General features: G+C 70.1%; 11 protein-coding genes. 7 read left to right on the top strand and 4 right to left on the bottom strand.

Annotation, left to right across the window (positions count from 1 at the left end):
* Positions 1-74 precede the first annotated feature (74 nt).
* Positions 75-2078 carry an AAA family ATPase gene (locus tag ACQPXM_RS22440; RefSeq protein WP_432936172.1) on the top strand — a complete coding sequence of 668 codons (2004 nt, stop codon included), beginning with the start codon at positions 75-77 and terminating at the stop codon, positions 2076-2078.
* Between the two features lie 16 nt (positions 2079-2094).
* On the opposite strand, the gene ACQPXM_RS22435 is transcribed toward ACQPXM_RS22440, so the two are convergent.
* On the bottom strand, positions 2095-2571 hold the full coding sequence (locus ACQPXM_RS22435; RefSeq protein WP_432936170.1) for a CGNR zinc finger domain-containing protein: 477 nt from the start codon (positions 2569-2571) through the stop codon (positions 2095-2097).
* 84 nt (positions 2572-2655) lie between these two features.
* Between ACQPXM_RS22435 and ACQPXM_RS22430 the strand changes: the two genes are divergently transcribed.
* Positions 2656-3543, top strand: coding sequence for an alpha/beta fold hydrolase (locus ACQPXM_RS22430; RefSeq protein ID WP_432936168.1), 888 nt, complete (start codon positions 2656-2658; stop codon positions 3541-3543).
* A 145-nt stretch (positions 3544-3688) separates the two neighbouring features.
* Here the strand turns inward: ACQPXM_RS22430 and ACQPXM_RS22425 are convergent, their stop codons facing one another.
* Entirely contained in the window at positions 3689-4681 is a 993-nt protein-coding gene (locus tag ACQPXM_RS22425; protein ID WP_432936166.1) for a glutathione S-transferase family protein, read from the bottom strand.
* Between the two features lie 109 nt (positions 4682-4790).
* On the opposite strand from ACQPXM_RS22425, the gene ACQPXM_RS22420 reads away from it, so the two are divergent.
* Positions 4791-5921 (top strand): epoxide hydrolase family protein, encoded by a 1131-nt coding sequence (locus ACQPXM_RS22420; RefSeq protein WP_432936163.1) that lies wholly within the window; start codon positions 4791-4793, stop codon positions 5919-5921.
* A gap of 63 nt (positions 5922-5984) precedes the next feature.
* Positions 5985-6191: a three-helix bundle dimerization domain-containing protein gene (locus ACQPXM_RS22415; protein ID WP_432936159.1), complete on the top strand. Its 207-nt coding sequence runs from the start codon at positions 5985-5987 to the stop codon at positions 6189-6191.
* Between the two features lie 9 nt (positions 6192-6200).
* Here the strand turns inward: ACQPXM_RS22415 and ACQPXM_RS22410 are convergent, their stop codons facing one another.
* Entirely contained in the window at positions 6201-8408 is a 2208-nt protein-coding gene (locus tag ACQPXM_RS22410) for a carbohydrate-binding protein (protein WP_432936157.1), read from the bottom strand.
* Between the two features lie 136 nt (positions 8409-8544).
* On the opposite strand from ACQPXM_RS22410, the gene ACQPXM_RS22405 reads away from it, so the two are divergent.
* Together ACQPXM_RS22405 and ACQPXM_RS22400 are read left to right on the top strand one after the other, a co-directional pair.
* The gene (locus tag ACQPXM_RS22405; RefSeq protein ID WP_432936155.1) at positions 8545-8694 is read left to right on the top strand and encodes a hypothetical protein; all 150 of its coding nucleotides are present in this window, start codon (positions 8545-8547) and stop codon (positions 8692-8694) included.
* Positions 8695-8738: 44 nt separating this feature from the next.
* The gene (locus ACQPXM_RS22400; RefSeq protein WP_432936153.1) at positions 8739-9470 is read left to right on the top strand and encodes a VOC family protein; all 732 of its coding nucleotides are present in this window, start codon (positions 8739-8741) and stop codon (positions 9468-9470) included.
* On the opposite strand, the gene ACQPXM_RS22395 is transcribed toward ACQPXM_RS22400, so the two are convergent.
* The gene (locus ACQPXM_RS22395; RefSeq protein ID WP_432936150.1) at positions 9423-10760 is read right to left on the bottom strand and encodes an MFS transporter; all 1338 of its coding nucleotides are present in this window, start codon (positions 10758-10760) and stop codon (positions 9423-9425) included. The genes ACQPXM_RS22400 and ACQPXM_RS22395 overlap by 48 nt on opposite strands.
* A gap of 64 nt (positions 10761-10824) precedes the next feature.
* Here ACQPXM_RS22395 and ACQPXM_RS22390 point away from each other — a divergent pair, with 64 nt between their 5' ends.
* Positions 10825-11391 (top strand): CGNR zinc finger domain-containing protein, encoded by a 567-nt coding sequence (locus ACQPXM_RS22390; RefSeq protein ID WP_432936148.1) that lies wholly within the window; start codon positions 10825-10827, stop codon positions 11389-11391.
* The last annotated feature ends 8 nt before the right edge of the window (positions 11392-11399 follow it).

The raw sequence follows: 11399 nt of genomic DNA, 5'->3' as shown, positions 1-11399 counted from the left end.
CGGCCGCTTCGGCGTCGCTGCCGGGGCCGGCGGTGTGGTCGGCACGTCGGCCGGTCGCAGATTAAGGTGTGCCTGTGCCTGACCACTCTCCGAGACCGCGTGTGCTCGACGTACTCGGTGCTGATGAGCCGTGGGAAGTGCCGGACGAGTGGGTGGACGGTTTCCGCGGGCAGTTGAGGGCCTGGGCCGGCGAGCCGGGTGCGTTGCGGCCTGGGGTGTTTCCGGAGTTCGTGGAGGGGACGCCGGCGGCGGTGTGGCTCGCGCATCAGGTCGCGCCGCTGCTGGCGGGGTGGATTCCGGTGCTTCAGGGCGAGTACGCCGACTTGGCCGCCGTCCTGACTCGGGACTTTCACCGGCCGGCTGTTCGGTTCGGTGGGGCCGGTTATGTGGTACGGGTCGCGGCGACGGACTGGCCGCTGCAGGCCGTGTCGGGGGCGCGAGGATTTCCCGAGGATGCGCGGCTGCAGGCGCTGCGGTTGTCGCGGGACGTGGTGAGCCTGTTCGCCGACGCGCCGCCGCTGGCCGCGCGGGCTCGGGCGCTGACCGCGGCGTTCGACCGGGTGCTGGCCGATCGCGAGGCGACCCGGATGCATGTCGCGGCCGACTACGACACGATCGAGCAGTTCTGGCGGACCGCCGTACTGAGTGATGCCGAGCGGGCCGTGCTGCCGGAACTGGGTGGTCCGTCGGCGGCGATGAAGTACTCGCTCGACACGCTGCGGGACGTGCACGGGAAGCTGTCGGCCGTGGTCGCGGGCGACGAGACGCGGGACTTCGCGCAGCTGCTGGCGCGGGTGATCCGGGCGACGGGGCTGCGCGGTCAGCCGGCGGCGGTCGGGCAGATCCTCGGCGTTGCCGGGTGGGATGTGGAGTACGCGATCGCCGACCTCGAGCGTGGGTTCGACCCGCGGGTGTGGCTGGCGCGGACCACGGACTGGCTGGGGCGGGCGATTGCCGAGGACCAGGAGGCGCTCGCGCGGTCCTGGGTGGCGGCGGCGACGCGGGTGTCGGTGCAGTTGGCCGGCGTACCGGACAGGGGGGCTTGGCCGGATCCGGAGGTTCCGGATCTCGGAGCGTTCTTCCGGCTGCTGCAGCGTCCGGCGCCGGTCGTACCGGAGCCCGTTGAAGTGATCGAGCCGCTGGTGGAGCAGCCTGAGCCGGTGGTCGACGAGCCCGTGGCCGACGAGCCGGTGGTCGAGGAGCCTCCGATTCCCGCGCCGGTGATGTCCGACGGGCCGCTGGCCGAGCTGGACGCGCTGGTCGGGCTGGAGTCGGTCAAGGACGCGGTCCGCCGGATGGTGGCCGAGATCAAGACCAACCAGCGGCGGCAGGAGTTCGGGCTGCCGGCGCAGGAGCGCGCCCGGCACATGGTGTTCGTCGGCAAGCCCGGTACGGCGAAGACGACGATCGCCCGGTTGCTCGCCCGGATCTACAAGGAGCTGGGCGTGCTCGAGAGCGGGCACGTCGTCGAGGTCGACCGGTCCGACCTGGTCGGCCCGACGGTCGGCACCACCGCGCCGATGACGGCGGCCAAGTTCCGCGAGGCGCTCGGTGGCGTGCTGTTCGTCGACGAGGCCTACACGCTGGTGCCCGAGAACGCGCCCGGCGACTTCGGGCTCGAGGCGGTCGCCACGATCCTGAAGATGATGGAGGACCACCGCGACAAGTGCGTGGTGATCGTGGCCGGCTACCACCGCGAGATGCAGCGCTTCATGGAGTCGAACACCGGTCTGCAGTCGCGCTTCCCGAAACTGCTGTCGTTCAGCGAGTACGACACCGACCAGCTGGTCGCGATCTTCGAGCTGCAGGCCCGGCAGCAGGGCATGATCTACACCCAGGCCGTCCTGGACCGCGTCCGCCGGGTGATCCCGCCCGCGCCCCGAGGCCACAACTTCGGCAACGGCCGCTTCATCCGCAACCTGCTCGAGGAAGCGATCTCCAACCAGGCCACCCGCCTCGCGCTGCGCGACCCCAGCACGCTCACCGAGCGCGATCTGCGCGAGCTCCTCCCCGAAGACGTCAAGCCCGCCGCGTCGATGCGTGCCGAGGACTACCTGTTGCAGAAGCCCGGCACCTGAGGCACTCTTCGGCCGGTCAGGCTTGCGTCCTGGCCTGGTAGTGGCGGCGGGCCTTCATCCGGTTGCCGCAGGTGGTCATCGAACACCAGCGGGCGGTGTTCGCCTTGCTGCGGTCGATCAGGAACAGCCGGCAGTCCGGGTTCTCGCACGAGCGCAGTCGTCCGGGGCGGGTGGATTGCAGCTCGGACCAGGCGAGGACGGCGCGGGCAGCGGCGGTGAGCTCAGGAGGCGATTCCAACCTCCACTCGACGATGCCGTCGGCAGTGACGGTTGGCACCTGACGCACGTCCCGCAGAAACGGCACCAGTACGTCGGGCAGCCGCTCCCCGCGGACCACGTCCTGCAGCGCTGAACGGACTGCCGCGAGCGTGGATCTACCGTCCGGGCTCGACGTCCAGGCCTCGGTCCCCTCCAGCCGGTCCTGCTGGACGCCGGCGACCACCGGCGTGCTGTTCAGCAGGTCGAGCAGGAAGTGCTCGTCCGTCGCTGCCATCTCTAACCCCCTTGTCGGTGTTGACAGGTTACACCATCACACGCTTTGATCTAACCCTCACAACCGAGTTAAGGGGTTAGAAAGATGCGCAGCGTTGTACATCACCGGTTCGCCGACGTGTTGGGGCAGCGGTTGTTCTACCGGGAGGCCGGGCCGGTCGACGCGCCCGTGGTCGTGCTGCTGCACGGCTTCCCGACCAGCTCGTACATGTTCCGGGACCTGATCCCGCTGCTGGCCGACCGGTATCGGGTGATCGCGCCGGATCTGCTGGGCTTCGGGCTGTCGGACGCGCCGACGGTGGAGCAGTTCGACTACACCTTCGACGCGCTGGCCGAGCTGACGGACGGGCTGCTGAAGGCGGTCGGGGCCGAGCGGTACGCGATCTACGTCCAGGACTACGGCGCGCCGGTCGGATGGCGGCTGGCGTTGAAGGACCCGGAGGCGATCACCGCGATCATCACCCAGAACGGCAACGCGTACGACGACGGCTTCGTCGAGGAGTTCTGGCAGATCGTCTGGGACTACCAGAACGACCAGAACGCCGCGACCGAGGAGGCGGTCCGGTGGGCGTTGAGCCCGGAGGGCATCAGGTGGCAGTACCTCACCGGCGTCGCCGACGAGACCGTGGTCAGCCCGGACACCTGGCACCACGACCTGCAGAAGATGGCGCGACCGGGCAACGACCAGGTCCAGCTGAAGCTGTTCCGCGACTACGCGACGAACTCGGCGCTGTACCCGGACCTGCACGAGTACCTGCGGACCAGCCAGGTCCCGGTGCTCGCGGTGTGGGGCCGTCACGACCCGATCTTCGGGCCGGCCGGTGCGGAGGCCTTCGCGCGGGACGCCAAGGACGCGGAGATCCACCTGCTCGACGCTGGGCACTTCCTGCTGGAGAGCGCTCTGGACGAGGCCGGCCGGCTGATCGGCGACTTCCTGGACCGCAAGTTGTTGTCCACGGCAACGGTCCGCTAGGCGGCGTCGCCACGAGTTGTGATCGCCGCTTCACCGCGGGTAAGATCGTGCCGTCTGTGATTGGTGCGAGGGGCCAGGGACTTCGGTCCCTGGCCCCTCGTCAGTCGGTGCCGTCTCCGGCTCGTCTGTCGGCGCTGCCCGCTCGTCAGTCGGCGCCGTGCCCGGCCAGGACGCGCTCGCCCTCGCGGGTCGGACCCGGGGGAGTGCCGTCGCCGAACGGGGTGCCGCCGAGGCCCTCGCGGCCGTGCGGACTGAGCCAGTTCGCGAGGCCGGGCCCCTTCGGCACGAGCTGATTCGGGTTGATGTCGGTGTGCACGAGGTAGTAGTGCTGCTTGATCTGGACGAAGTCGATCGTGTCCCCGAAACCCGGCGTCTGGAAGAGGTCGCGCGCGTAGGCCCACAGCACCGGCAGTTCGGTCAGCTTGTCACGGTTGCACTTGAAGTGACCGTGGTAGACCGGGTCGAAGCGGGCCAAGGTGGTGAACAGCCGCACGTCGGCCTCGGTGATCGTGTCGCCGACCAGGTACCGCTGGTCGCGCAACCGGTCGGACAGCCAGTCCAGCGCCGCGAACAGCCGGTCGTAAGCAGCCTCGTACGCCTGCTGTGAACCCGCGAAGCCGCACCGGTACACCCCGTTGTTGACGTCGGTGTAGATGCGCTGGGCAACTTCGTCGATCTCGTCGCGCAGCTTCTCGGGGTAGAGGTCCGGAGCGCCCTCGCGGTGGTGCGCGGTCCACTCGGTGGACAGGTCGAGCGTCAACTGCGCGAAGTCGTTGGTGACCACCGCGCCGGTCAGGACGTCGACGATCGCGGGCACCGTGATGCCCTTGGGGTAGTCGGGGTCGCGCTTGAAGTACGCGTCCTGCAGCCGCGGGATCTTCAGCACCGGGTCGACGCCTCCGGGGTCGAGGTCGAACGTCCAGCTCCGCTCGTCGTGCGTCGGTCCGCAGAAGCCGATCGACAGCACGTCCTCCAGCCCGAGCAGCCGGCGCACGATGATCGCCCGGTTCGCCCACGGGCAGGCCCGCGCGACCACCAGCCGGTACCGCCCCGGCTCGACGGGGAACCCGTCCCGGCCGTCCGCGGTGATCCGCGTCGCGATGTAGTCGGTGTCACGGTCGAATTCGTCGGTGGCCACGCTTGCACGGTTCCCCGCCGGCAACGACTTCACGCGTTTGTCGAGAACCCGGCGACGACGCCGACTTACCGTCGAGCGGCCCGACCGGGGCTGTGCCGTGGGAGGACAGATGAAACCGTTCCGCATCGACGTGCCGGACAACGACCTGGCCGAGCTGCGCCACCGACTGGCCAGGACGCGGCTGCCGCCCGACGGCGCCACGTCGTACGGCGTGCCGTCGGCGGCGGTGCGGGCGCTGGTGGACCACTGGTTGCGGCGCTACGACTGGCGGGTCTGGGAATCGCGGCTCAACGCGCATCCGCAGTTCACCACCGCGATCGACGGGGCGAACGTGCATTTCCTGCACGTGCGCTCACCCGAGCCGGACGCCGTACCGCTGATCCTCAGCCACGGATGGCCGGGCTCGGTCGCCGAGTTCCTCGAGGTGATCGGCCCGTTGAGCGATCCCGCGGCGTACGGGCTCGATCGGTCGATCGCGTTCCACCTGGTCATCCCGTCGTTGCCGAACTTCGCGTGGTCGGGGCCGACGCCCGACGCGGGTTGGGGACCCCGCCGTATCGCCCGCGCGTGGGCGACGCTGATGCGCCGGCTCGGCTACCAGCGGTACGGCGCGGCCGGCAACGACTGGGGCTCGCACATCTCACCCGAGCTCGGCCGGGTCGCGCCGGGCGAAGTCGTCGGCGTCCATGTGACTCAGCTGTTCTCGTTCCCGGACGGTGAGTCGCTCTCGTACCCGCCGACGTCCGAGCCGGCGGACGACCTCTCACCGAGCGACCGCCGTGCGCTCGACGCGCTCCGGGAGCTCCAGCAGACGATGTCGGCGTACAGCCACGTGCAGGCCCAGCAGCCGCAGACGTTGGCGTACGCACTGGCCGATTCTCCGGTCGGCCTACTGGCCTGGAACAGCCAAGTGATGGGGAGCCTGGAACCGGACGTCCTGCTCACCCACATCACCGTCCACTGGCTCACCGGAACCGCCGGCTCAGCGCTGCGCATCTACGCCGACAGCGCCGCCCAAGAGGCGCCCGCGGCACCGACCACCGTCCCACTCGGCCTCGCGCAGTTCGCTGACGACCTCCGTTCGATCCGCCGGTACGCCGCCCGCGACCACGCGAACATCGTCTCCTGGAACGAGTACGACGCAGGCGGCCACTACGCAGCTCACCAGACGCCAGACCTCCTGGTGCACGACCTCCGGCAGTTCTTCTCCATGGTGCTTGCACCGCACCGAAGAAGATGACCATCAGGTGAACAAACCCGGCCGGCGTTGATCGCCGGCCGGGTGCGTGGGAATGGTGGAGACATGGACAAGGCAGAGGAGACGCGCGCGATCAACGAGGTCGTGGACCGGCTGGCCAAGCAGTTTCCCGGCGTGCCGACCGAGAACGTGGCCGAGGTCGTCCAGCAGGTCCAGCCGACCTTCGACCACGCTCCGATCAGGGACTTCGTCCCGCTCTTCGTCGAGCGCGACGCCAAACAACGCCTGAAGCAGACCGTCGGCGATCGCTGACTGCTCCGGCTAGCTCAGCCGGAAGTAGTCGACGTTGAAGCCGCCGGTCTCGCAGTAGAGCGTGAGGGTCTGCTCGCCGGTGGGCAGGGTGATCTGTGCCGTGACGGACTGGTACGCCGCCCAGCCACCGGTGTCCGGGACCGACAGTTTCGCGAGCACGGCGCCGGAAGCGTCGCGCAGCGAGACTGCGTCGGGTGCTACAGCGCCGGTGCCGTTGGCGGCCCGCAGTTCGAGCTGGTAGGTGCCGGCCTGCGGAACATCCACGCGGTACTGCAGCCAGTTGCCCGGCGCTGTCCAGCCGATGTTCTTGCCGCCGCTGGCCGACGGGTTGGACTCGACGAAGTTCGCGCCGCCGTCGGTCCAGCCGTGCTGGGCCACGTACGACTCCGCCTCGACCCTTTCGCCGAGGGGAGTGCCCTTCGGGGTGACCGTCACGTGCAGCGTGAGATCGTCGAACGCCGCTCCGTCGGTGACCCGGATCTTCACGTCCTGCCGGCCGGCGGTCGTCGGGCGCAGCGTCACCAGACCCGTGCGCGCGTCGAGGCTGACCCCGGACGGCAGATCCTTGGCGTAGAAGGCGAGCCGGTCACGGTCCCGGTCGGTGGCTGACAGCTGCACCCGAGTCGTCGCGTACTGGTCGGCGACGACCTCCGGCACGTCGTTCAGGACGGGAGCACGGTTGTGGCGCTGCGCGGGCACGTCACCCTTCCAGCGGTACGTCGCGAACGAGTTCGCCGGCACGGTCGTCGTGAACGACTTCCCGGCGAGCACCACCCGCACGGTCTTCGGCGTCGCGTCGGCGTTGCCGAGGATCGCGACGAAGTGGTCGCCCCGGTCCTTGAAGACCACGTTGCTGACCCCGTTGGCCGGCGCGCTCGACTCGACGCGGGTGTGCTCCGGCCCGAGGTACTTCGCGAACTGGCCCATCGCGTAGAGCTCGTTGCGTACGGTGAACGTCCTCGCCGTCGTGTCCACCTTGACCAGCCGGTTCGGCCACTTGGTGGTGCGGCCGACCTCGGCCCAGTCGATGTTGTTGTCCTTCGACGGCGTCCAGTGCAGCGTGCCGCCGTCCTGGTCGGTGGCCTGCGCCCACATCACGTACGACGACGCGTCGAGCCGGAAGTAGTTCAGGATCGTCGCCGGATTGAGGTCGCTGGTCTCGGTCATGTGCACCGGCTTGCCGGTCTGCTCGTACGCGTCCCGCATCACCGTCGGGTCACCCCAGTACGGGTGGAACGCGATCGCGTCGCTGGCCTGCTCGGTGAGCGGGTCGTCGAAGATCCGGTGGTAGTTCTTCGTCTCGGTGCTGTTCGGGTCACGCCAGTCGTAGAAGTTGAAGTCGTGCACGTACAGCTGCGTGTTCAGCCCGGCGCGGCGGACCTCACGCTTGATCGCGACCGCCAGCTTCTGCTGCTGCTCGATGCTGATGTCCATCGCCGGGTAGACCACGTCGATGCCGGGCTCGTTCAGCAGGGTCAGCGCGTCGACCTTCACGCCGTACTTCGCGTACGCCTGCAGGTACTTCACGTAGTACCGGGCGAAGACGTCGATGCAGTCGTCGCGCAGCTTGCCGACCTGGTAGTACGACGTGGAGCCGGGCTTGAGCGCGACCTCGCCGGTGAAGCGGTTGTTGGTCTTCATCCAGGCCGGGGCGCTCCACGCCGAGGCGAAGAACGTCACGCGCGGGTTGTAGCGCTGGATCAGCTTGATCGTGTCGATGATGTGCGCGTCGACGTCGCGTTTGATCGAGAAGTGCTCGAGCCCGAAGTCCTCGGTGACGCCGGCCGGCAGTTCGTCGTACGACCAGAACGGCAGGTGCTCGACCAGGTCCGGGCTGCCGATGGTGAGGCGGAAGCGCTCGAAGCCGGCGCCCTTGGCCGGGTCCACCAGCAGGCGGATCGCGCGGTCGCGTTCGGCGGGGGTGAGCTTCCACAGGTTCGACACGCTGGTCTCGTCGAGCGAGAAGCCGATGCCGCTGTACTTCTGCCGCAGGGCGCTCGGGTCGACCACGACGGTGGCGTCGGCCGGGCCGGCTTCGTCGCGCGTCACGTGGGTGGTCGGCAGGGGCTGCCAGACCTGATCGGCTCCGCTGGAGTAGGTGCCGGTGACGGCGGCACCCCGGTCGGGCCGGCTTGCGGTGGCCGGCAGGCCGGCGGCGGCGAGCACGCTGCCGGCCGCCAGTGCGGCAGCAACCGCCGCGGAGATGGAACGCCTCACAGTGCCTCCGATGGTCTACGGGAAAGCGTTTGCGCGCTGGACTCTACTGCGAGCATGCGCATTCCACACCCCTTCCCCGGTTCCGGAACTTGGCCGCCCGGGGATGGCGCCTGAGGCGCGCGGGTACTGAACCGAGGTGACAGATCCCGCGGTGGAGCCCAATCCGATCAACCCGCTCGGGGAGCCGGCCGCGCCGGATCTCGAGCCCGATCCGGTGCACCCGCTGGGTGAACCCGACCCGGCCGAGCCGGCCGGTCCGGAGCCGGTCGAACCACCTCCGCGGTAGTTCGCGGACGCCGAACGTCCGGGTGCGGTTCTAGAGTCCCGGACATGGAGATGAAGACCGGAGCACAGATCGCCGCGGCCGACCTGACCGACTGGCGCAAACTCGGACAGGGCCTGCACGCCCGCTACCTGGTCGGCGACTTCACCGCCGGAGCTCGGTTCGTCGCGGCGGTCGGGGAGGCGGGCTCGGCGCTCGGCCACCACCCGCACGCAACGCTCGGCCGGCAGTACGTCGATCTGAAGCTGATCAGCGACGACGCGATCTACACCGACGACGCCGGTGCCGAGCACGTCGTGGAGTGGGTGACGGACAAGGACCTCGACCTCGCCCGCCGGATCACGCGGATCGCGGCCGAGCAGGGCGCGACGGCCGACCCGGCCGGCATCACGACCATCGAACTCGGTCTCGACACCGCGCACGCGGCCACGATCGCGCCGGTGTGGGCGGCCCTGCTGACCGGGAGCACCGAGGCCGTCGGCCGCGGGTCGATCGGGACCGACGTCCGGGACGCGACCGGGCGGGTGCCGATCGTGTGGTTCCAGGAGACCGACGAGCACGAGACGCCACGCCAGCGCTGGCACCTCGACATCTGGGTGGCGCCCGAGCACGCCGAGCAGCGGATCGCCGCCGCGGTCGCCGCGGGCGGGATCGTGGTCGACGACAGCGAGGCGCCGTCGTTCGTGGTGATCGCCGACCAGGACGGCAACAAGGCCTGCGTCTGCACGGATTCAGGACGTTGGGGAGCCGACCGGGGTTCGGAGCCTGGCGAAGACTAGAACCGCGCCGATGATGACGGCCGCTGTGGTGGCGGTGGTCAGCCAGCCCGAGGTGTGGTTCACTCCTGGCCCGACCGCGGTGGCGATCCCGACGCCGAGCGCCACCATCACGGCCGTGCCGAGCTGAGCGGCGGTGTTGAGCAGGCCGGCGGCCGAGCCTTGCTCCTCCGGGGCGACCTCGGTGCCGAGGGTGTAGGCGGCGACCGCGCCGATGCCGTTGCCGACGCCGTTGAGGATCATCGCGCCGACCAAAACCGGGATCGTCGGCTGAACGACCACGGCCACCGCGCCGACGCCGATCAGGGTCAGCCCGGTGACCAGGACCGGGCGGGCCCGGCCTTTGACCAGCCGGGCGCCGCACGCCGCCCCGGCCACGACGGCGAAGCTGAACGGCAGGATCATCAGCCCGGCCGCCGCGGGGCTCAGGCCGCGGGCGTCCTGGAACCACAGGGTCGTGATCACGACGAACGTGCTGGTGGTGGCCGTGATGCCGAACGACCCGATCACCCCGCCGATCGTGCCGGGCCGGCGCCAGATCCCGGGCGGCACGAGCGGTGCTTCGGTCGAGCGCTCCCGGACGACGAGCAGCGGCACCAGGCCGACGGCGACGACGGCGAGCAGGCCCGCCACCGGCCAGGACGTCCCGGCCACGTTGGCCGCGGCAACAACAGCGCTGACACACAGGACCTGGAGGATCACCGAGCCGGCGTTCAGCGGCGTCGGCGTCCGGGTGTCCTTCGCGTCGACCAGGCGCGCGATGACCAGGGCCAGTACGGCGGTCGCGGCGACGTTGGCCCAGAAGATCACCCGCCAGCCGGCGCTGTCGGTCACCAGTCCGCCGATCAGCAGTCCGGAGGCGCCGGCGAGACCGCCCGTTGCGTTCCAGGCGGCCAACGCGCGATTGCGTGCGCGGCCTGGCTCGGTCGCGCCGATCAGCAGGACCAACGCGTTCGGGATGCTGACCGCTGCCGCGATGCCCTGCAGCAGACGACCGGCGACCAGCCAGCTCACGGCCGGCGCGACCGCGCACAGGACCGACCCGGCCGCGAACAACGCCAGCCCGGCCTGCAGCACCTGGCGGTGTCCCTTCGCGTCGCCGAGTCTCGCTCCGAGCAGCAGCAGCCCACCGAAGCCCACGGCGTACGCGGGAACCAGCAGGCCGGCCTGGGCCGGGGAGCCCTGCAGGTCGGCCAGCATCCGTGGCAGCGCCGCGACGACGACGGTGACGCCCATGACGTCGACGAACTGCACCGCGCAGATGACCGTGGTCCGTGCTCGTTCCCGGTTCATGCTTCGACCCTAGGTAACGCGTTTTGTCGTGTAAAGCATTAGCGTGTCGCGCTAGACTGCCCAGGTGGCCGACGTACCGAGCTGGACCTGGCTGGAAGGCTGGCCGGCGCTCGACTTCGTCAACACGGTGATTCGCCGGGGTTGGCAGGAGATCGAGCTGATCCGGACGCCCGCCGATCTGGACTCGTGGCTGGAGGCGGCGGCGCTGCCGGCGCCGCGGCCCGAGCAGGTGACGGAGCCCGACGTGCGGGACTTTCTCGCGCTGCGGGATCCCGCGCTTCGGCTGCTGCGGGCCGCAGCCGGGCACGGTGAATGGGATGCGGCCGACGCCGCCGTACTGAACGAGGCGCTGGCGGCGGCGCCGGAAGTGCTGGCTCTCGGCGACGGTCCTGGGCATGCCGAAGCGCGCCCGGTCGGTTCACCGGAGCCGTTCACGCTGCTGCTGGCTCGGCTGGCCGGCGAGGTCCGGGACGTGCTGGTCGGCGCGCCGAGCGAGCTCGCGCTGTGTGACGCGCCGGGCTGCGGGCAGCTGTTCTTCCGGCGGCGCCCCAACCAGGCATGGTGCGGTACGCCGTGCGGCAACCGGGCCCGGGTGGATCGCCATCACCGCAAGGGCCCCGCCGACGCCTGACGGCATCC

Origin of the sequence: Kribbella sp. CA-253562, assembly GCF_050942265.1 — a bacterium.
Classification (GTDB): domain Bacteria; phylum Actinomycetota; class Actinomycetes; order Propionibacteriales; family Kribbellaceae; genus Kribbella.
Note: the sequence above shows the minus strand (reverse complement) of the source record. Positions and strands in the feature narration are given on the sequence as shown.

Bases quoted from the DNA above. Each gene is read 5' to 3' on its own strand.
- ACQPXM_RS22415 (WP_432936159.1), top strand. From the start codon at position 5,985: ATGGACAAGGCAGAGGAGACGCGCGCGATCAACGAGGTCGTGGACCGG.
- ACQPXM_RS22395 (WP_432936150.1), bottom strand. From the start codon at position 10,760: ATGAACCGGGAACGAGCACGGACCACGGTCATCTGCGCGGTGCAGTTC.
- ACQPXM_RS22420 (WP_432936163.1), top strand. From the start codon at position 4,791: ATGAAACCGTTCCGCATCGACGTGCCGGACAACGACCTGGCCGAGCTG.
- ACQPXM_RS22435 (WP_432936170.1), bottom strand. From the start codon at position 2,571: ATGGCAGCGACGGACGAGCACTTCCTGCTCGACCTGCTGAACAGCACG.
- ACQPXM_RS22430 (WP_432936168.1), top strand. From the start codon at position 2,656: ATGCGCAGCGTTGTACATCACCGGTTCGCCGACGTGTTGGGGCAGCGG.
- ACQPXM_RS22400 (WP_432936153.1), top strand. From the start codon at position 8,739: ATGGAGATGAAGACCGGAGCACAGATCGCCGCGGCCGACCTGACCGAC.